The organism is Alteromonas sp. W364, from assembly GCF_031846205.1.
In the GTDB taxonomy this organism is placed as follows: Bacteria; Pseudomonadota; Gammaproteobacteria; order Enterobacterales; family Alteromonadaceae; genus Glaciecola; species Glaciecola blandensis.
The window spans coordinates 476,299-498,592 of the sequence record NZ_JAVRID010000001.1 but is presented as its reverse complement, the minus strand read 5'-3'; the positions used below and the strand labels follow the sequence as shown (position 1 = coordinate 498,592).

Annotated in this window: 15 protein-coding genes; 9 read left to right on the top strand and 6 right to left on the bottom strand. The window is 40.5% G+C overall.

Going from position 1 to position 22,294, the window contains the following annotated elements:
• Positions 1-60: 60 nt before the first annotated feature.
• Positions 61-2,190, top strand: a complete 2,130-nt coding sequence (locus tag RM556_RS02210) for an EAL domain-containing protein (RefSeq protein ID WP_311360346.1) — start codon at positions 61-63, stop codon at positions 2,188-2,190.
• 13 nt (positions 2,191-2,203) lie between these two features.
• Here RM556_RS02210 and RM556_RS02205 read toward each other — a convergent pair whose 3' ends face one another.
• Together RM556_RS02205 and RM556_RS02200 are read right to left on the bottom strand one after the other, a co-directional pair.
• Positions 2,204-2,950, bottom strand: a complete 747-nt coding sequence (locus RM556_RS02205) for a DUF3307 domain-containing protein (RefSeq protein WP_311373733.1) — start codon at positions 2,948-2,950, stop codon at positions 2,204-2,206.
• The gene (locus tag RM556_RS02200) at positions 2,950-3,609 is read right to left on the bottom strand and encodes a hypothetical protein (protein ID WP_311373732.1); all 660 of its coding nucleotides are present in this window, start codon (positions 3,607-3,609) and stop codon (positions 2,950-2,952) included. The genes RM556_RS02205 and RM556_RS02200 overlap by 1 nt, the downstream gene beginning before the upstream one ends.
• Positions 3,610-3,818: 209 nt before the next feature.
• On the opposite strand from RM556_RS02200, the gene RM556_RS02195 reads away from it, so the two are divergent.
• The gene (locus RM556_RS02195) at positions 3,819-5,189 is read left to right on the top strand and encodes an SLC13 family permease (RefSeq protein WP_311373731.1); all 1,371 of its coding nucleotides are present in this window, start codon (positions 3,819-3,821) and stop codon (positions 5,187-5,189) included.
• A 23-nt stretch (positions 5,190-5,212) separates the two neighbouring features.
• Positions 5,213-7,351: a prolyl oligopeptidase family serine peptidase gene (locus tag RM556_RS02190; protein WP_311373730.1), complete on the top strand. Its 2,139-nt coding sequence runs from the start codon at positions 5,213-5,215 to the stop codon at positions 7,349-7,351.
• A gap of 94 nt (positions 7,352-7,445) precedes the next feature.
• Here RM556_RS02190 and RM556_RS02185 read toward each other — a convergent pair whose 3' ends face one another.
• A complete protein-coding gene (locus tag RM556_RS02185) occupies positions 7,446-8,333 on the bottom strand; it encodes an NAD(P)-dependent oxidoreductase (protein ID WP_311360341.1) in 888 nt (295 codons plus the stop codon).
• A gap of 416 nt (positions 8,334-8,749) precedes the next feature.
• On the opposite strand from RM556_RS02185, the gene RM556_RS02180 reads away from it, so the two are divergent.
• The 6 genes from RM556_RS02180 to RM556_RS02155 all read left to right on the top strand — a co-directional run bounded on the left by RM556_RS02180 (position 8,750) and on the right by RM556_RS02155 (position 18,299).
• Positions 8,750-10,837, top strand: coding sequence for an EAL domain-containing protein (locus RM556_RS02180; RefSeq protein ID WP_311373729.1), 2,088 nt, complete (start codon positions 8,750-8,752; stop codon positions 10,835-10,837).
• A gap of 100 nt (positions 10,838-10,937) precedes the next feature.
• Positions 10,938-11,681, top strand: a complete 744-nt coding sequence (locus RM556_RS02175) for a MauE/DoxX family redox-associated membrane protein (protein WP_311373728.1) — start codon at positions 10,938-10,940, stop codon at positions 11,679-11,681.
• Between the two features lie 126 nt (positions 11,682-11,807).
• Entirely contained in the window at positions 11,808-12,080 is a 273-nt protein-coding gene (locus tag RM556_RS02170) for a hypothetical protein (protein ID WP_311373727.1), read from the top strand.
• A 123-nt stretch (positions 12,081-12,203) separates the two neighbouring features.
• Positions 12,204-13,655: a TolC family protein gene (locus tag RM556_RS02165; protein ID WP_311373726.1), complete on the top strand. Its 1,452-nt coding sequence runs from the start codon at positions 12,204-12,206 to the stop codon at positions 13,653-13,655.
• Positions 13,648-15,186, top strand: coding sequence for an efflux RND transporter periplasmic adaptor subunit (locus RM556_RS02160; RefSeq protein WP_311373725.1), 1,539 nt, complete (start codon positions 13,648-13,650; stop codon positions 15,184-15,186). Before RM556_RS02165 ends, RM556_RS02160 begins: the two co-directional genes overlap by 8 nt.
• Positions 15,183-18,299 carry a CusA/CzcA family heavy metal efflux RND transporter gene (locus RM556_RS02155; protein WP_311360335.1) on the top strand — a complete coding sequence of 1,039 codons (3,117 nt, stop codon included), beginning with the start codon at positions 15,183-15,185 and terminating at the stop codon, positions 18,297-18,299. The genes RM556_RS02160 and RM556_RS02155 overlap by 4 nt, the downstream gene beginning before the upstream one ends.
• 420 nt (positions 18,300-18,719) lie before the next feature.
• On the opposite strand, the gene RM556_RS02150 is transcribed toward RM556_RS02155, so the two are convergent.
• The 3 genes from RM556_RS02150 to RM556_RS02140 all read right to left on the bottom strand — a co-directional run bounded on the left by RM556_RS02150 (position 18,720) and on the right by RM556_RS02140 (position 22,144).
• Positions 18,720-19,415, bottom strand: a complete 696-nt coding sequence (locus tag RM556_RS02150; RefSeq protein ID WP_311373724.1) for a hypothetical protein — start codon at positions 19,413-19,415, stop codon at positions 18,720-18,722.
• Between the two features lie 3 nt (positions 19,416-19,418).
• Complete coding sequence (locus tag RM556_RS02145; RefSeq protein ID WP_311373723.1) at positions 19,419-20,657, bottom strand: tyrosine-type recombinase/integrase; 1,239 nt, start codon at positions 20,655-20,657, stop codon at positions 19,419-19,421.
• A gap of 191 nt (positions 20,658-20,848) precedes the next feature.
• Positions 20,849-22,144, bottom strand: coding sequence for a hypothetical protein (locus tag RM556_RS02140; RefSeq protein WP_311373722.1), 1,296 nt, complete (start codon positions 22,142-22,144; stop codon positions 20,849-20,851).
• Between the last annotated feature and the right edge of the window lie 150 nt (positions 22,145-22,294).

Below are 22,294 nucleotides of genomic sequence, written 5' to 3'. Positions count from 1 at the left end.
CGTAGCCGTGTTCACAGTTAGTGGACTTATCTCACAACCATAATGAAGCGCCTGTCAGTCATGAATGATCAAGACAAACAGATTGAAAGACTACAACGCCGTTTACTCCGCGAAAAAAACGCTAGAGCGGAAGCGGAAGATATTCTATCGGCGAAAAGTCAGGAACTTTACGAGAAAAGTGTGGAAACCGAAGAGTCAAAGCGCTTGCTCGAAATGGCGCTTTGGGCAAGTGGTGAATCGATTTGGAGTTGGCAAAAATCGAATGATTCTTTTCATTTTAGACAGTATGAAAACCACGCTACGCAAGTAGAAGAACGAGTTGTTAGCTACGACGACTTTGCAAAATCAGTACACCCGGACGATTTAGATAATCTGACCCTAAATTGGTCTTTACATAAAATGGGCTTCTCTACTATTGTCGATGGCGCTTACCGCATTAAACAAGGCAAAGACTATGCGTGGTTGCGCTTCAAAGGACGAATTGTGGCCTTTGATGATGATGCGGCGCAATCAATCGTCGGCACACTGAAAGACGTCACAGACCTCGTCGAAGCGGAAGCTTCTTCAAAATTAATGTCCTATGCTTTTTCACGTTCAACAGAACCTATGTTGATCATAAACAAATCACTTCGCTTGCTTGAGGCTAATCAGGCGTTTTGTAAAATCTCCAATTTGTCTGGTAAGACAATAGGTCGCTACAGTCTGTCGAAGTTTATCAAGTTTAGTCGATTGGAGCTTGAGGAATTGAGAAAAGACGAATCACTTAGTATTGAAACAAACTTACACTTAAGTGATCAGAATGTCATCGATGTTGACCTCAAAATAAGTGAATTTAAGTCAAACGAATCCGCTTCTGATTATTATGTTGTCGCACTTAGAGATCTAACAGACAAGAAAAAGTCTGAGCGCAAGCTGTATCAACTTGCACATTTTGACCCGCTTACCAATTTGCTCAATAGAACATCGTTAAAGTTACAGTTTGACAGGCTTGTGAACAGTTGTGAACAGATTAAATTCTCGGTTGTTTTTGTTGAGCTTGAAGGCTTCAATGAAGTTAACGATCGTTGGGGGCATGAGGCATGTGATTTACTTATCACTCATCAAGCAGATGCATTCTCAGCTCTTTTGGGAGAAGGTGCGCACCTTTGCAGATGGGGAAGCGAAGAGTTTGTATATATTCTTCCTCACACACAAGAAAGTCTCTTGCTAGAAAACGGGGATGAAATAATTCGGTGTGTTAATAAAATGGACTTTGAAGTCGAAGGCCAAAAGATACCGATTTCGTGTTCTGTCGGGATCGCTGTTTATCCAGATAATGGAAAGTATTTTGATGAAATAATTCGCGCAGCTGACTCCGCGATGTTCAACGCTAAATCACGTGGCAAAAATGAAGTTCAAATTTTTTATCAAGGTATTACTGACGAAGCAATGAAAAAACTGAATATGCTGAATGAGCTTCGGGAAGCAGTAAAATCTGAGTCTTTGAACTTTGTTCTGCAAGGTAAGTATAATGAGCAAAGACAATTAATCGGTGCTGAATTACTTTGTAGGTGGCATTCGCCAAGTTTTGGTCATGTGTCTCCTGGTGTTTTCATTCCAATGATAGAACAACACGGTTTAGAATCAGCTTTAGGTTTATTAGCAGTCAAGCAAGCTGCCGTTTTTGGAAACGTCTTAGCAAACTATGGTGTTAAAATACCTATTTCAGTAAACATTTCTTCCCCACAAATTTTAGACCCTGAGTTCCTACCTCAAATTATCAGTATATGTTCTGAATACGATGCGGCACATGAACTCATTGAATTAGAAATTACGGAGTCGGTGTTCATGTTAGAGGACGAAAGCCCTACAGCAAGGCTGCTGGAAATTCAAAAAGCCGGTTTTAGGATATCGTTAGATGATTTCGGAACGGGTTATAGTTCCCTTAGTTATCTGCGACAGTTTCAGTTTGACGTCGTGAAAATTGATCGTAGTTTTATATTGGATTTAGAAAACAGTGAACGCGCTTATAATCTTTTTGTTGCGATTATGGATATGTGTAAAGCACTGAGAACGGACACGGTCGTTGAAGGCATCGAGACAGAAAGGCAATTTGAACTCTTGAGCAAGGTTGGCGTGAATAAGTACCAAGGCTTTTTACTCGGTCGCCCCATTATTTTGGACGACTTTGTAAAAGATAACATGCACTAGCTTAACAGGTAGTTTAGCTAAGCACTTTCCACAGCTGTTCTGCTAATTTGCCAATGGCAATTGCGAAAGAGAAACTAAATAGAGTGCCTAGCATTATGTATTCAGTAAGTTTTCTATCCGTTTGACGTCGCATATCACCAAAGCGAAATACGCTTTTTGCTGCTAACAAAAAACCAACTCCAGCAAATTGGCCAATCAGGATAAAGCTAAGTATTAACCCTCGTTCGAAATACCCAATGAGTTCACCAGCAGTCGCCAAGCCATCATTCGCTTTTTCAGATTCATCAAATTGTGCAGTATATTTTTTCAGCGCTAAACTAATGACCAATGATGCCGGTTTACACACAATAACAAATGCACAAACAATCATGAGCACCTTCGTGCTCATAAACCCATTGATGCTTTGTAATATTGAATCAAGAGTAAGCTCGTTGAGCCACAAACTAATGGCGACAATGACAACCAAATGAGCCAATTGATCCGCAAGAAAAAAGCGAAGTTCGAAAGATTGATAGGTCTTCCATATATCAATCAAATAGTGAGATACAATGATAATAAATAATGCTGAGAAAAATGGCAGTCCAAAGCCAATGCCAGCAAAAAATAAAGCAATAAACGTAAGAAGAAAGTGAACAAGGATATGTTTGAATAAACCGAAGGAACGGTGCTTATTCTTAACTTTACACATTATCCAATCGTGCTTTTGTAGGTAAAAATCCGCTACGTAGTGAGCCAATAAAAGTAAAAGAAGTAGCTTCATTACCTTGTCCTTTGGTTAATTGTGGAACTCTGGGAATCAGAGATAAGTGCTTCATAAGTTTCTATGTAAGCTCTAATTAAGTCAGCACCACCTCGTTTTAGATGGGTCGCGACATTCTGTCGTGTCATATCTAACAATTCTGCAATGACTTTTTGTTCTGGTCCATTCAGCGAAACATAATAGAATAAAACGCCACTTTGTTTCTCAGTGAGACCGGCGAGTAAATGGTTGAGAAAGCGAGTAGACAGGCTGAGGTCTACTGACGGTAAGCCGTCACACATGTTGAAGACAAACTCTCCACGCTGAGCTTTATCGAGAGCGCGACCCGATAAAATAAATGCTTGTCCAACTGATGTCCCAGGTTTATCCGATAGTTGCTCATACTCGCCCAAAGCCAAAGATTGAGTAAGCTCGATACTTGGACAGTCAATGCCAGAGCGAAAGTAAAAACGCAATGCCATACTGGCTCTCATCGCTTGTTGAACATCCTGAAAATAAATTTGAAAACTGTCCCCGCGATAGATTTCATACGACGCATCCTTTCCATCTATTTCGCGGTCTAAGTATGTTTTTAACGTAGTTATTATCGAGTTATATTCTAAAGTACTTAACTTTGTCGAATGAACGATATCAGTGGTCAATACTGCAACAATGTTCACAATTTTTGCCTGTTATTAAAAAGAACCACATCACTATAAAGCAAACTATATTGTTTGCAAGTGTCACATGCAAACAATTACATAGACCAAAAAACAAATGATTGTCTGAATTCGCAATCTGTCCAATACTACGTATGATTACATTTACTCCTGACAAAAACACGTTGCCAGTAGCTTACACATAAAATAATAATGATGAAGTGTACAACATGACAAAAAACATTTTCATAATAATAGGGCCGATATTAGCTCTAGTGACATACGCACTGTTACGTTTTATCGAGCTGGATTACGAGCCAAGTGTTACCGCAGCTGTAGCAATACTCACCATTACTTGGTGGGTCACCGAAGCAGTCCCAATCCCGGTAGCATCAATCGTTCCCTTTGCATTGCTACCAATGTTTAATGTGCTTAACCATAAAGATGTATCAGCTGCGCTCGGTAGCCACGTTATACTGTTGCTAATGGGCGCATTTATGCTGTCTAAGTCACTGGAAAAGTCGGGCGTACATGAGCGTCTAGCCATCATGATGGTTAAAGTGGTGGGTTTAACAAGTGGAAAGCGATTGGTTTTTGGTTTTATGTTGGCATCAGCACTATTATCAATGTGGATATCAAATACAGCGACTATTCTTATAATGCTGCCCATTGCTTTAGCTGTATTAAAGAAAGTGGAAGATAAACATCTTAAAGTTGCCCTAATCTTGGGGATAGCCTATGCCGCGAGTGTAGGTGGGCTAGGTACATTAATCGGAACCCCGCCAAATGTGATTTTTGCTGGTATTTATGAAACACAAACTGGACAAGAATATAGCTTTGTGGATTGGATGAAGATCGGCATTCCAATCGTTTTAATAGCTGTTCCTATTATGGCCCTGTGGTTAACTCGAAATATTAAAGGCTTACCAGACGTCAAGCTACCCGGTCTTAGTGATTGGAGAGTTGAAGAAAAGCGCACCTTATTGGTATTTGGATTGACTGCGCTCGCATGGGTAACAAGAAATGCACCGTTTGGTGGCTGGAGTGATATCCTAGGGGTGAGCCAAGCAGGGGACAGTACAGTTGCTTTAGCTGCTGTGGTGATTATGTTCATGGTGCCAAATGGTAAAGGCGGACGATTACTCGACTGGGATACTGCCGTTAGTATTCCTTGGGGAATGTTATTGTTATTTGCGGGCGGTATTGCGCTTGCTAAAGGATTTACAGCTTCTGGTTTAAGTTTAATGCTAGGTGAGGGGATTCAGCAGTTAACAGAAATGCCGTTATTTTTGATGCTAATTGTAATGTGTCTTTGTGTCACCTATCTAACAGAAATTACCAGTAATACAGCAACCGCGACATTACTAATGCCCATACTCTACCTTGTTGCCGTGTCTTACGGAGTCGATCCTGCAGTGCTTATGATACCTGCGGCAATGGCCGCGAGTTCTGCATTTATGTTACCTGTCGCAACTGCGCCAAATGCAATTGCTTACGGAACGGGCGAGATAGAAATTAGGACCATGGTAAAAGAAGGGGCGGCACTCAGTTTTATAATATCTTGTTTGATCGCGAGCGTTTGTTACGCAATACTTAGTTAATACTCTACATAATGGAAAATAAAATGAATAAAAGACTAATTGGATTGAGCGTTGCTGCGCTCTTTGTCACAGCATGTAGTAATGAAAAGGAAGCCGCAGTGGAAGATATCACGCCCGACGTTGAGGTGAGCGAATCAGAGCTTGCGCCGCTTTGGCTAGAAGAGGTTGAAGGTGAAAAAGCCCTTGAAAAAGTGCAATCCTGGAATAAATCGACTCTAGATAAGTTAACTGCAGATCCGCGCTTTTCTCAGTTTCAGAGTGACGCTTTAGATGTCGTTAATGCAACTGACCGTATTCCATATGGCAATTATTATGGAGGATATGTTTATAATTTTTGGCAAAATGCAGAGCAAGTAAGAGGGGTTTTACGTCGTACCAGTCTTGATTCATATTCGTCTGATTCAACCGAATGGGAAACCATGATTGATATGGATAAGCTCGCAGCGGATAACAACAAGAATTGGGTATATAAAGGCACGAACTGTTACGACGAAAACTATGATATGTGCCTTCTTTTGCTATCTGATGGCGGGAAAGACGCCGTCGAGGTGAGAGAATGGAGCCATGCGACTAAATCATTTGTTGAAAATGGTTTCGTCCTACCTGAAGCGAAAAGCAGCGTTGCTTGGAAGGATGAGAATACTCTTCTTGTTGGCACTGATTGGGGAGAACAGAGCTTAACCGAAAGTGGTTATCCCTTTATCACTAAGATCTTAAGTCGTGGACAAGCCTTAAGCGATGCAAAAGAGATTTTTAGAGGTGAAGTAACAGATGTTGCTGCTGGCGTGTATATGGTAGAAATCGCTGAAGATCAAAAAATAATGATGGCATACCGTGCAACCTCTTTTTTTACTAGCGAATACTATTGGTTGAAAGGTGATGGAACCAAACCAAAATTGCCGATACCAGAAAAGAGCAGTCCGTTAGGGGTATTCAAAGGGCAATTGTTAGTTAGTTTGCAAGACAATTGGCAGGCGACTACCGACAAAACCTTTTCTAAAGGTAGCGTGGTTTCTTTCGACTTAAAATCATGGATGGAAAGTCAAAAAGTGACTAATGCACAATTGGTATTTGAACCTAATTCACGTTCAACTACCGCGGGTGTCAATATCACTAAATCCAAAGTGTTAATTACGGTAAGTGAGAATGTTGTAGGACGCGTGATGTCATTTGACTATGATTCAACATGGCGTTCATCCGCTATCGCCTTACCTGAGAATGGCACAGTACGAGTCACGTCTTCCAATTCTGACCATGACCTTGTGTTTGTTAATCAAGAAAGCTTTATTTCTCCTGACACTTTATACCGAGTCAATGCCAAAACGAGTGAAATAGCTGTAGCGAAGCAGTCGCCGGCACGATTTGATGCCAGTAACTTGGTTGTTGAACAGTTTGAAGCGACCTCAAAAGATGGGGTGAAAGTCCCATATTTCGTCGTGCGCAATAAAGATATAGCATATGACGGCTCAAACCCAAGCTTGCTTTATGCCTATGGAGGTTTTAATGTTTCAATGACGCCCAGCTATTCAGGGATTAGAGGGAAGCTTTGGTTAGAAAAGGGCGGCGTCTATATTCTAGCGAATATTCGCGGCGGAGGTGAGTTCGGCCCTAAATGGCACCAAGCAGGATTAAAAACCAATCGGCAGGTGATATTCAATGACATGATAGCGGTAGCGGAATCTGTTATCGCTAAAAAGATAACCTCACCTCGTCGACTAGGTATTATGGGCGGAAGCAATGGCGGTTTACTAATGGGTGTGATGTATAATCAGCGACCTGACCTGTGGAATGCCGTCGTGTGCCAAGTGCCACTTTTAGATATGTTGCGCTATCATTTGTTGCTAGCCGGTGCTTCATGGGTTGGCGAATATGGGAGTCCAGATATTGCTGAAGAGCGCGCATTCTTAGAAACAATCTCTCCACTTCATAATGTAGAAAAAGAGTCAGACTATCCTTCAATCTTTTTCGTAACCTCTACAAAGGATGATCGGGTACACCCTGGCCACGCGAGAAAAATGGCCTATTTACTTGAACAGTATGGTCATGACTTTGAATACTATGAAAATACGGATGGTGGCCATTCAGCATCGGCAAACTTGAAAGAAACGGCAAAACGCCTTGCACTAGAATATACCTATTTAGCCGAGCAACTCATGGATTAACTTACTCAAGTTAATCCAGCTAGAGACTACATTGTTAAATAAAAAGAGAGCGTGTGTATTCAAGCTCTCTTTTTTATTTAGCGCGAAACAGGCCTTATTTATCCAATAGCGATATTAGACTTGAGGTATCCCAACGACCACCACCATTGGCTTGGACTTGACCATAGAATTGATCTACTAGTGCCGTAATCGGCAAGCTAGAGCCATTTCTTTTTGCTTCGTTAAGCACGATATCTAAGTCTTTTCTCATCCAATCCACGGCGAAACCAAAATCAAACTGTCCTTTTACCATGGTTTCAGAACGATTCACCATTTGCCACGAAGCTGCTGCACCTTTCGATATTACATCAACAACAGCCTGGCTATCTAACTCCGCTTTTTGAGCAAAGTGTAGTGCTTCTGATAAACCTTGAACAACGCCCGCGATACAAATTTGATTTACCATCTTAGTTAATTGCCCTTTGCCAATCTCGCCCATTAATTGATGTTTTTGCGAGTAGCAATTTAGTATCTCGTGGACGGAGTTGTAGACATCTGAGTCACCACCTAGCATCACTGTTAGAGCACCATTTTCAGCGCCAGCTTGGCCCCCAGAGACCGGCCCATCAAGCACGTCAACACCATAGTCTTTAGCGACTTTATGAAGTTCGCGCGCAAGTTCAGCAGATGTCGTTGTGTGATCGATTAACGTTGAACCATGTTTCATCGCTGAAAGAACACCGTCTTGTCCATATACCACGGACCGCACATCGTCATCATTACCAACACACAGTAAAACGACGTCTGCATCTATTGCGGCTTCGTGAGGTGTTTTAGCCATGGATGCGGAAACCGCTCCATCAGTCGCGTATTGTTTTAACCATTTTTCAGCAGTGCTAGTTGTTCGATTATAAACTTTTAGCTCGTAACCAGAGCGCAGAAGATGCCCTGCCATCGGGAAGCCCATGGCACCTAAACCGATAAATGCTATTTTTTGAGTCATTATAGAGTTCCTTGTTAAGTTGCGTATTGCTTTCCGTTTGACGATTTTTCATATCAATAAATACATGATAATCCGGAAGTTGTATGCCTCGCATAGTACCACCAGTTATGTTGATTATAAAAGCGAATGGCTTATTTAAACCATTGATGTAATGAGTAATAATATCCTAAGTCTGAGAACGAAATTCATAGCGTGTAATATTTCGCGTGTCACCTGCACAACATTGAAGGCACTTTGTGTGTATGCTTGCTGACTCATACGAAAAGCTACGCTAATAAATTCATACCTAAGGATATTTTTGTACTCACTATTACGACAATTAGGACGAAGTTTCTCGATATAATAGGCGATATATAAAGAAGCGTTCTAAAGCTGATACGCCTAATGTTTTCTCTCCGTATTTATTAAGGGTGCAAGTGTTTTCAGATACTAATGTAAAAGCAATTCTTGCCATGATATTGATGACTTGTCTCGCACTAGCGAGTCACAAGCTCGGCTTGATGAATATTAGTCTCAGTATACTTGATGATGAGAATCCGACATTTGTGACACATATGTTGGAAGGTGGTGTATTAGAAGGTGAGTTAAACCAGAGTAATCAACAAATAGAGTCTAGTTGTAAGAAAGTCGATTCTAATACTTTTAGCATGTGTGGGATCAGTATCGGACTTAATCCTCAAATGGCTGAAAATACTGAGTTCAATATTCAGTCCGGCATAGACTTGAGTATTTATGACAATGTTGAACTCGAAATTGAATATCAATCACCAAATAACGAATCGCGTTTACGATTTTCCTTAAGAAACTACAATACCGAGTACTCCCAGCCAAAAGATTTCGTCTCACTAAAATTCAATTCCGTCATTTTTGATCCCAAGCTCGAACAAACAACCGTAACCGTGCCTTTTGATTCGTTCCGAGTTGAAGATTGGTGGATCAAAGAAAAAAACATCTCCTTTGAGAATGCGCAATTTGATATTGATAATGTCGTCTTCATTGAAATCATGCCGGACGATATGAGTCAAGAAGGTGTGTATTCGTTCGTAGTAAAACAAGTCTTGTTTCATGGTGAATTGATAGATGAGTTAGGTTTGTTTCAAATCATTCTCATTTGTTGGTTAGTCTTCATCATTATTCTCGTGTCGAGACAAACCAAGAAACTTAAACATATTTCAAATACCGATGCGCTGACTCAACTGCTTAACCGTCGAGGAATTACGGCGTGGGCAGAACGAAATGGTGCAAGTTTTGCTAATCGTCGTAAAGGGTATTTATTTTACTTTGACATTGATGGATTTAAAAAAGTTAATGATACTCATGGTCACTCAATTGGTGATGAATTACTGTGTGAACTAGGTAAGATAGTAACGGCTATCCTGCTCGAGAATGACCCAAAAGAAAGTAACTTTGCGTTCGCCCGACTTGCTGGAGATGAGTTTGTTATACTTTTTAACAGGCTTGAAAAAGATCAGGCAGAACGTATCGCTGACAATATCGTTAACTCGCTTAGTGCGCCAATTCAAATAAATAACCGCTTGATAAGAGTGGGGCTGAGTATGGGCTTAGCTTCATTTGAACCATTGATAGACACTTTTGAAGAGACCTTGTCTCAAGCGGACTCGGCGATGTATTGCGCCAAACAAGATGGAAAAAATCGGTACCGTTTATTCGATGAACATGTCAGAGATGTTATTTATAGACGAAAACAAATAGCTGAAAACATTCGAGTAGCTTCGGAAAATGGGCAATTCTCAATGGCTTACATGCCAATATTCCGCTCTTCAGACCTATATATTCACAAAGTAGAAGTCTTATTGCGGTGTCATTCTGCTGCGCTCGAAGGTATAGGCCCTGATGAGTTTATTCCAATCGCGGAGGAATTTGGTGTTATTCAAAACATTGATTTACTCGTGATAGAGACAACATTTAGGCACATGTATCGACACCAAAAAGTCTTTAATAAATCTGACCTTGTCGTATGTATCAATATCTCTGCGAAAGAATTGAATAATGTAAAGTTTGCATCGGCGCTCAAAGGGCTTATTAAAGACTATCGAATCAATCCACAGAATGTTCAACTTGAGATCACTGAAACGAGCCTTGTAGAAATAGACGAACAGAGCATAACGATTCTTAATGAGATTCGAGAAACAGGTATCAGTCTAGCCCTAGACGATTTCGGTACTGGTTACACCGCATTTTCGCAAATTATTAAATATCCAATAGATTGTTTGAAAATAGATAAGAGCTTTATTGATGATTTACATTCGGAGAATGAAGTAAAGAAAACATTAGTAAAGTCTATTCTGGCGATTGCCAAGTCCTATAAGCTTCAAACCGTTGCGGAAGGGATCGAGAAAGACGAACAATTTAAACTCCTAAAAGAGATGGGCTGTGATTCGATTCAAGGCTACTTGCTATCAAAACCAATTTCTTGGGAACACTTCAAAACCTTGCTTCAAGACCAAGATGGTCAAGGCAATGTCATCAAGATTGCTAATTAGTCTTCTACCGTTTACCCAAAAATACACGCTTTTGAGGCTTGACTATTTACCTAAAAAGATGATTTGCTTGCTCTACTTTCTAGCAAACTAGAGGTAATACATGAAAAAGTCTGCGATTCTTTATCGAATGGAAACCAGTGAGCATATATGTCCGTTTGGCTTAAGAGCAAAAGATTTACTTTTACGTCATGGATACGACCTTGATGATCGTGTGTTAAGCACAAAGGAAGAAAGCGAAAACCTTAAACAAAATTTAGGTGTAAAAACGACACCACAAGTAGTCATAAATGATGAGCGAGTCGGCGGCTTCGAAGAGCTGCAAAAATATTTAGGTAAGAAAATCTATTCGAATAATCTTTTTCGTTACTTTCCAGTTATTGCTTTGTTCTCAATTGCGGCCCTAGTAAGTGCTGGTTTGCTTTATCATTTAGAGCAAGAAATAAACATGCGTGAATTTACTACTTTGTTTGTTGGTCTGTCTATGGCGCTGTTGGGCTTACTAAAATTACAAGACCTAGGCAGTTTCGTTAACGGATTTCTTGCTTATGATTTATTGGCTAAGCGTTATGTTCCATACGCTTTTGTCTATCCTTTTGCTGAAGTGCTCGCCGGTATACTAATGGTTAGCGGAATATTCTCTTTTATCTCTATACCTATAATGATATTCATCGGCGGAATTGGGGGAATATCAGTTGTAAAAGCGGTGTACGTCGATAAGCGAGAACTGAAATGTGCTTGCGTCGGTGGCAATAATAATGTGCCTTTAGGCTTTGTTTCATTCTCAGAGAATGCGATCATGTTTGCAATGGGCTGTTTTTTGCTCTTTGTAGATGTTATTCACTAGAAACTGCATTATACTTGGCTTATGAAGACGTTATCACTTTTACAGTCCTGTTTTTTAATATTCTTGCTGCTAAGCGCCCAGCTCAGTAATGCGTTCAGTGCAACGCTAATGCCAATGGATTGTTCTATGGATATGCCTGAACATTCCATGATGATGTCAGATGAAAGCTCTGAAGATGGCATGTCTGATAGCGGTGAAATGGATTGTTGTGACCTACCCAAAGGCACTTCATGCTGCTATGATGATTGTCATTGTGCGAAACTGCTCACCTCTCAGACTGTTATTGAAAACAGTCTTATTCAGCACCTTTATAAATCCCACGACGGTAAGCACCTAGCTTATCATTTTTATTATACATCTCTGTATCTACATAAAGTAACACCACCTCCAATAGCGTAATCTTCCTCAAATCAACGTAAATCGTTGGTAAATTCAGTTATTCAGTACTGACATTGAACGGCAGTAATTTGCTGTTCTGTTTATTCTATATTTTTTCATTATTTTCATTGTCGGATGGCATGTATGCGTTCTTTTATGTTTCTATTCTCCCTTAGCTCTCCAGTTAAGGAAGAGAAAAGCCTCTATTTTACTGGGCAACTTTATGGAGTCACTTCACTTAGACTTGCCCTAATCTTATGTTTGACGTTGAGTGGTTTTACACAGCCGATAGCGATTGCCAAGCAGACGAATAAACTTCCCGAACTAATAAGTCTTCAAAATGCAATAAAAATGGCGCAAGAGCGAGATGAAACGCTGTTAAAGAGCAGACAAACTGAACAACGTTTTGAGGCACTAAGCCAGGGAGCCAAGGCGCTTCCAGACCCTAGCATTAGTTTTGGAGTCCTTAATTTGCCAAGTGACAGTTTTAATATTAATCAAGAACCCATTACACAGTTGAAAGTAGGGGGCTCACAACAACTACCAAGAGGTAATACACGAGAACTGAACGCAAAAAAATATAAGGCTATTGCTTCAGAGCAACCTTATTTGCGTGAAGACCGTTTACGCGTGGTAGCTTTGCAAACTACTCATATATGGCTTGATGCCTATTTAGCGACCGCGAGTTACCGTTTAGTTGAAGAAACAAGACCTCTCTTTTCCAAATTAGGTGACATCGTCAGTGCTAGCTATGCTGCGTCAGCAGGGAATGCTAAGCAACAAGATATTATTAGAGCAGAACTTGAACTGATGAGACTACAGGACCGTTTAGTTCAATTAAAAACTCGTGAACGTACTGCTTTAGCAGATTTAATCAAATACCTTATACCGGCTGAAGCTTACTACACTGATACTCCTGACATAACACATTTGATGTTACCGAATGAATTACCAGAGATAGAAAAAAGCGACCTTGAGTTTGTTCGAAGCCTTAAACAGAGCTCTATCGAGTCAATTTATCCTAGGATTTCACATCATCCGTTACTAGCAACGATGGACAAACGTATTTCGAGCGCATCACTTGATATTGAATTAGCCCAACAAGGGTATAAACCACAATACAGTCTCAATGCCAGTTACGCGTACCGCGCAGATGATCCAGCAGGCTTGAGGAGGGCGGATTTATTCTCAGTCGGCCTTAGTGTTAGTGTTCCTCTGTTTTCTAGCGGAAAAATAGACGCCGATGTACAAAATTCGAGGTTGAGAACTGAATCAATTCGGACAGAAAAGCGTTTACTTGCGAAAGAACTCATAGCAAAGCTATATCAGGCTTCTGAAAGTTATTATGGGGCTTATGAGCGAGCGGAAATTTACAAGAAACAAATTTTACCTCAAATGGCACAGCAAGCAGATGCGGCAATTAATGCATATACAAATGATACTGGCGACTTTGCTGAGGTGGTCAGAGCAAAAATAGCCGAACTCGATGCGAAGATTACCTTACTCAATATAGAAGTGAATAAACGCAGAGCGTTAGCAAAAATGCATTATTTTCTGCCAAAAAAAGGTAGTCGAAAGGAGAGCACTAATGAATAAAAACAATCTAAACATACTGATGATCGGCATTCTACTGGGTGGCCTTCTTGGCGCGACTGTTATTTATTTTGCATTAACCTCAACGGCATCTCATGAAATTGATACCGCTGCTTCACAAACAAATGAAATACTTTATTGGGTTGCACCAATGGATCCAAACTTCCAACGTGATGAGCCAGGAAAGTCACCAATGGGAATGGATTTAGTGCCTGTGTATGCCAATGAGCAAACGTCACCCGGGCTCATAAAAGTATCACCCGTAACAGTGCAAAACTTAGGTGTTAAAACGGCAACTGTCGCAAAAAAGGTTCCCTCAGATACGCTGAAGCTGTTTGGTGAAGTTCGTTATGCCAACGATAATATAGTCCACATACATCCTCGTGTAGCAGGTTGGGTTGAAAAACTCACTGTTCGCTCAAAAGGAGACTATATTGAAAAAGGCGAAGCATTATATTCGTTGTATTCACCTAGCTTAGTAAATGCTCAAGAAGAGTATTTACTAGGGCTAAAACAAGGCAATAAGGCTTTAACGCAAGCCGCCAGATCAAGATTAAGCTCATTGAATGCACCTGAATCTTTAATTGAAAAAATAAATAAAGATAGAAAAATCAAACGAGCGATTACCTATTTTGCCCCACAAAGCGGGTATTTGAGTGAACTTAATATCCAAGAAGGGTTTTACGTTACACCTAGCACAACCATGCTAGCGATAGCTAATATGGATTCTATTTGGGTACTCGTTGATATATTCGCTAATGATATCAACAAAGTAACACTTGGCAGTGAAGTCCGTATCGAAAGCCCATTCGCAAACGGTTTACATTTCACATCCAATATTGAGTATATTTATCCAAGTATTTCAACAGACACTCGAACACAAAAAGCACGTATCAAACTCGACAATCCGGAACATATCCTAAAACCCGGAATGTACTTGGATGTTGTGGTCAATACAAATCACACTAATGAAAACATATTGACGATACCAAAGCCTGCTGTGATACGCACAGGTCTGAATGACCGTGTTGTGCTTTCGTTGGGCGAGGGACGTTTTAAATCAGTCGAAATAAAACTTGGGAGAGTTTATGACAATGATTACGAGGTGCTCGCAGGATTAGATGAAGGAGATCTTATCGTTACTTCTGCACAGTTCTTATTGGATTCAGAAAGCAGCATTAGTTCCGACCTAAAGCGTATGGAAAAGACCTCTAGCGAAGCTCAAGTTTCTTCGCCAGATGATATGAATGTGAGTTCCTGGACCCAAGCAACAGTCAATGAGATTCTAGTATCTGAGCGCATTGTAAACCTATCTCATGGTCCACTGCTTGAATTTGAGATGATGGGAATGACCATGAACTTTACTGTTGCTGACGATATCGATATTAGTCAATTTCAAGTAGACCAGGAAGTGCATGTGGAGATTGTGAAATCCTCAACGGGAATGTATCAAGTCAAAACGGTGCATTTTATGGACGAACAGCACAACATGCCAGCAATGGACGAGACCAATGATGAAGGGAAAATACAATGATTTCTCTCATTATCCATTGGTCGATTCGCAACCGTTTCTTCGTGCTATTGGCCACACTCATTGTAATCGGCGTGGGTGTATTTGCGCTTAAGAACACGCCAGTCGATGCAATTCCCGATCTTTCTGACGTACAAGTAATAGTAAAAACATCTTATCCTGGCCAAGCTCCGCAAGTGGTAGAAGACCAAGTAACTTATCCTCTCACTAGCGCGATGTTGTCTGTTCCAGGCGCAAAAACGGTCAGAGGGTTTTCATTTTTTGGCGATTCCTACATTTATATTATTTTTGATGATGATACAGACCTATATTGGGCACGAAGTAGGGTACTTGAATACCTCTCTCAGGTTTCACCCAGCTTACCTCCTTCGGCAAAGCCACAACTTGGTCCTGATGCCACGGGTGTTGGCTGGATCTTTATGTATGCACTTAGCGATTCAAGTGGCAAACATGACATTAGTGAATTAAGAAGTATACAAGACTGGTTTTTAAAATATGAGTTACAAACGGTTCAAGGTGTATCTGAAGTCGCGAGTGTTGGCGGGATGGTTAAACAATACCAGGTGATCGTCGATCCACTAAAGCTTCAGGCTCTCAATATCCCTCTGTCTCATGTACAAATGGCTATTCAACGAGGAAACCAAGAAACAGGAGCTTCTGTGCTGGAAATGGCTGAAGCTGAATATATGATCCGCACTACGGGTTATATTGAAAATAAAAGCGACATTGAGAACATTCCGATAGGTCTTAAATCACCGTTGGACGGCACTCCGCTTCTCATTAAAAATATTGCAGAGATTAGATTAGGACCACAAATGCGTCGTGGTCTAGCTGATTTAAATGGTGAAGGTGAAACTGTAGGCGGCATTGTTGTGATGCGATTCGGCGAAAATGCACAAACCACCATTCAAAGAGTAAGAGCAAAGCTTGATTCACTAAAAAACAGTTTACCAGACGGTGTCGAGATCACGACAGTCTACGATCGCTCCAGTCTAATCGACCGTTCCATCGACAATCTGACTAGCAAACTTGCAGCCGAAATGGCTGTTGTTGTTCTTATTTGTATGCTGTTTCTTTTTCATTTTCGCTCGTCATTGGTGGCGATGATTAGTTTACCTATCGGTATTTTGCTGGCATTTATTGTCATGTATATACAGGGAATAAATGCAAACATTATGTCTTTGGGGGGAATTGCGATCGCTATTGGGGCAATGATAGATGGTGCAATTGTGATGGTTGAAAACATGCATAAACAGATAGAGAAAACGCCAATAAACCAGCAGAATCGATGGGACATAGTTGCAAAATCGGCAACAGAAGTTGGACCAGCTTTATTCTTCAGCCTAGCGATTATAACCGTGAGTTTTGTACCTGTTTTTACATTGGAGGCTCAAGAAGGCAAGATGTTTTCTCCATTGGCCTACACTAAAACATATGCCATGGCTGCTGCCGCAATTTTGGCAATTACATTAGTGCCTGTGTTGATGGGCTACTTTGTTAGAGGAAATATAAAACCGGAAGCAAAGAACCCAATTAACGGCAGTTTACTTCAAATCTATCGCCCGTTGCTTAGGTGCACGCTAAGGTTTCCAAAAACAACGATTGCTCTTTCTCTTCTCGCATTGAGTAGTGTCCTATGGCCGCTAAGTAAAATAGGAAGTGAATTTATGCCAACGCTCGATGAGGGAGACCTAATGTATATGCCTAGCACTTACGCTGGCGTTTCAATCGGTGAAGCGAGAGATATTCTTCAACAAACTAACAAGTTAATAAAAACAATTCCTGAAGTAGATACTGTTTTTGGTAAAGTGGGTAGGGCAGATACCGCGACCGATCCAGCACCACTTACAATGATAGAAAGCTTTATTCAGTTGAAGCCAAAGTCTCAATGGCGCGATGGCATACAAACAGAAAGCCTGATTCAGGAATTAGATGAAGTCGTTACGTTCCCGGGTTTAACTAATGCTTGGGTAATGCCTATCAAAACCCGTATCGACATGCTTGCTACGGGGATAAAAACACCGATTGGTATAAAGATTGGTGGTCCTGATTTATCGCTTATTCAGGACATAGGCAAACAGATAGAGGAGTCACTTGCAGACCTTGATGGCACCGCTTCTGTTTATGCAGAACGTGTGGTTGGAGGCCGGTACATAAACGTCGACCTAAAGCGTCGAAAGGCTGCTCGTTTTGGCTTAAATATCGCTGATATTCAGTCCTTTATTTCGAGTGCTGTCGGCGGCCAAGAGTTGACTAAAAGCGTTGAAGGTTTAGAGCGTTATCCAGTCCAAATTCGTTTTCCAGAATCTTACCGTAACTCGCCAGATGCACTTAAAAGACTACCAATTTTGAGTCCATCTGGAGCTTATATTACCTTGGGCGAAGTGGCTGACATAACGATAGAAGATGGCCCTCCAAGTATCAAAAGTGAGAATGCTAGGCCAAATGGATGGGTTTACATTGATATTAAGGACGTGAATATTAGTGACTATGTTACCAGAGCGAAACAACGTGTCAGTGAGATAGTGGATTTGCCGAGTGGCTACTCTCTGACTTGGAGTGGACAGTTTGAGTACATGCAACGCGCTGAAGAAAAGCTGAAGTTTGTGATACCACTGACCATCTTAATCATCATTATTCTTTTGTATGCAAACTTTCGTAGTTTTCCTCAGGTTGCGATGATCATTGGCACTTTACCTTTTGCTCTTATTGGCGGGTTTTGGCTTCTGTATTTTGCAGGTTTTAGTTTTTCGGTAGCTGTTGCAGTGGGTTTTATTGCATTAGCAGGTGTTGCAGTTGAGATAGGTATCATCATGCTAACATACCTCGATAATAGATTCGCTGACATAGCTGATGATGTTGATCTGAGAGAACTCAAACAAGCAATTATCGACGGTTCAGAAGCGCGAATCCGCCCGGTAATGATGACGTCATTATCTATCATACTTGGATTGTTACCAGTGATGTATGGAAGCGGAACAGGTTCAGAACTGATGAGCCGAATTGCTGCGCCACTAGTGGGCGGAATGATAAGCGCATTATTCTTGTCTCTCATAGTTTTACCTGCAATATATTTTCTTTGGCAGAAAGCACGCCACGGTAAAAGCCTTAATTAAGGAATAATTGAAATCGTGCGCTACGTGAATGAAATTAAGTTTTGGCTATGGTTAGCCGTTTCGTTCACGTAGACGCACCATAACAGGCATGCGTTTAAGCTATTGATAAACTTACACATAATATTCACATATTTATACAGTAGCGCATAATGTATATTATGTTAAATTAAATATTGTGAACATTGTTATCCACAGCGTGTGAGCTCTTTTATGTTGTTATGTGTATTTTTACCAGCCTTGGTTTAATGCGCCCTACTTTTCTAAATACGAAATATCGTTCCAAGGTAATATTTTGAGAGTGATGAAATAAGGCTCGACTAAACTCTTTAGTCACTCGAGTTATTGTTATAAAGGCTGAACTACCGTTCAGGTCGCTGATTTTCGATAATTTCGCCTAAGCCTCTAATTCATATACTGAAATTATTTTATTTTACTATTTTCAGCGAGCGTTACCGCTACTGTTATTTCCGAGTAGAATTTCATTAGAATTACGAAGCCCTTTGGCCTACTGTCATGAATTTTATAAGAGAACACTTCTGGATTTTGGCCATAACTTTCTGTATCAAACAAAAATGCACTTACTCGCTCAATAGTATCATCAGCAAATGTATTAATTTCTTCGGAATTTTTAGAGCTTAGATCACGTAATTCATTGCTCATGACAAGTGCTAGTCCTTCCCATTTAGTTTGAGTGTGATGGTAATATAAGCCTCGTGCTATATGTGATAACACGCTATCAAAACGTTTTAGGTCGATTGAATACGCAGCGGTATGTTCTACTTTTCCATTTGGATGTTTTAGCATTACACGTTGATAATTATCTAAAAAGTTCGAATACGTGTTAGGACGCCTTTCAATTGCCCGCATAATCTTCGTGTTAAACAGTTGCTCCTTTATGTCGTTTCCATGAAAGCATGTAGATAGACAAAATACCAAATATTCATCGTCTCTACTTTTATTATTATTGTGTTCCTCACAAGATGGCACCGTTATTAGTTCTTTGCGTAGGCTGAATTCCCCAAGCAAATCCTTCTGTTTGGGAAATAAGGCTTTTGGTGGTATGTGCTCTTTCGTTGTTGCCAAAGCGTCGCACATGTAACATGTATTGGTTCCCATTAGCTATTCGACTTTTCTATCTTTACCAGATGAAGCACGTTTTTTTCGCTCAACCTGAACATAAACTGTATCGGTAGTTGCACTGCTGGAGTGTCCCAAATCTTCAGACAAATCTTTCAGGGGCCGATCTCTTTCAATTTCCATACTGGCACCAGTGTGACGCAGGTAATGTGTGGTAGCTTCATTTAATTTCTGTGCAGCTTCTAATCCTTGTTCTGCCTTCATTTTATCAAATGCAGCATCGAACACGCTTTGAATAAGCCTCGAAATTTGACGGCTTGTTAAGCCTCCACGACCTCGTATTTTTTCAACCAACACGGTTTGTTCGCCTTTGGATGGCAACGGAGACAATCCGCGCCATTCTCTATAGCGTTTTAAAAACGTGAGATAACCCGGTGGTACTGTGATATCTCTAATCTTCTTGCCTTTTCCATAGGCTTTAAACCACCAGTTGTTGTCCTCATCTGTCCAAAAATGGCTCATCAAGGGCGTCCAATCTTGGCGTTCTGAGAGCTCTGAAAGCCTCAGAAATAGGGTTTTCATGGTAGCAATAACGAATAAATTGCGTTCCACAAGTGGATCGTTATCAGCCATTTCAACTGCGGTATCTAGGAGATATTGCCATTGCTGTTCTGTTAATCGACTGATCGTTTTCACCTGACTGTCTTTTATCAAATATTTACAGTCACGTTTCGCCAATGGAATGGGATTACCGAAACAAATTTCTTCATCGATGAGATGACGGTAAAAAGAGCTTAATGCCACAAAGGTAGATTCGAGGGTCTGCAATGACGGTTGGTACTTTTTCGGATCGAGCACTCTTTCTTTATCGTATTTTGGCGGTGTTTGCCTGAACGGTGTCCACTTAAGGTTTGAAGCAAAGTAACCGTTATTGAGGTTAAATCGGTCGTGGAGCTGAGTACTTATCCATTTAACAGGCGGTGCGACACAAAAATCAACGTATCGCAAAATATCCGCTTTACGTAAGTCGTCCACTGGCTGCTTATCCACCATAAAGACCCACAGTAGAAACTTTTCGATGTCATTTCGAAAACGCACATACGTGTGCTGTGATTTGTTGCGACCGATATACAAAAGGTAGTCTTTCGCCCAGTCCCAGTGCTGTTTCATCCATGTCGGTTGCTTATCTAAGAATGAACTTAACTGTGGATAGTCAGACAAGCTGAACTCTGCCAGCTCAGTATAAGTGGGAAACAACGGTGTGGGTTTTGTGATGGCCAAGTGTTTTTTGTTTGTGAGTTAAGATAGCAACACTATAACTTACCGTTACACCCTATTTCTAATACTGAAGCGTATTAGACATAGGGAGATATTGATACAATAAGAAAGTCCGGCTTGATATATTATTATAGTTGATGCCCTGCGCCGATTCTAAGACTTGAGCCTTCAATAATTATATTCACCATGCATATTTACTTGGCAAAGAACGCTATTAAAGCGACACAGAAAGAAGATATTGAAATGAGTAAAATTACTCGCTGCAACCTTGCTGTTGAGATATTCTGAGTCAATCCAGTCACTGTTTTCATCATTTCCAAAAAGGTTTTTGTTTCCTCAATTATTTGCTCACCTTTCTCTTTAAACCTTATTTTATAATGTCCAGCAAGTGTTCCTTTTTTTTCACCTCTAGAAAAGTACTTAGCACTAGCATGCTCCTGAAGAAAAAAGTTATCAGTTGAAAGTTTAGTTATGTCACGACACGCTAGTTCTATATCATATAAGCTGTATTGTGTGAGTTCGCGCAACTCTTTCAGATTTTTCAAAGTGCTGAAAGATTGGTTTGCCGCGGCAACGTCTCTCTTTTTCGCTAAAACCTCTCGACACGTATCTAAAAATCTGGAAAATGACCAACTTGTCATCAATTTAACAATATCGTGTTCAAGGTGGCCGCATATCAGCAAACTAGTCACGTCTTCTTCCATGTCACCAAATCCTGACATTAGTTCGACATCATTTCTTCTACAAGCAAAATTTAGACGTCGTGTATCATTATATTTATCAGAGGTTTGGCTAAAGCGGACATTTGGATAATGGTCCATCGTGTAAACGCTATATTGATTGACAAATCCTGGACCTAAAAATGCGTTTTTTCTGTCCATATCTGATGTAAATGGCGCTCGTTTGTCGGTGATATATAGTCCAGCTCTAGGATAATGATTAACACCACTAAGCGAAAAAAAGCCAGGAAAAAAGTCTTTTATCCAAATCGCACATTTCTTTTCAATCCCACCCATCTCTAAACAATAGGCTCTTTCTTTCATTACACTGTGACTGGGCATACTTCTATTATGTAGCTGATTACCACCAAATAAAATATAGCGGATAAGTTTTAAGTTTGAACGTTTATGTGTTTTCTCATATTTCGTCTTTTCCTGCTCCTTCATTGAGTTTTCTAAAACTGAGTAATACTCAGTGTCAAAATCAAATCGGAGATTCAGTAATGTCAAACTTGTAGAAATTGACGTAAGCGACATCGTCACCTGATAAATATGTGGATGCGGGCGAGGCAACCCACCCACTTTTAGAGGGTTATATGTTTTATCCAAAGAAATTGTATGTAAATTTATCCAACCAGCAGACTTCCCTTCTCGAGTATCCTTCAACCATTTTTCTAGCTTAGAAGAAGGTGTGGAAAACTTCTCCTCATCGAAAATTTTCAATCCTTTATTTAAACCTTTTAATGTTGAAGGGGTAAATAACTCTGCCATCCAAATTGATGGACATTCTACTCGTTCATCAGGAGGGAATTGTGCATGTTCAGCATCAGGAGAGGACCTATCGGAAGCTTCGAACTGTTTTGTAAGACGCTTTGCCTTTGATAAAGAGTAAAGTCGTCGGGTTGGACCAAAATAGTCAGT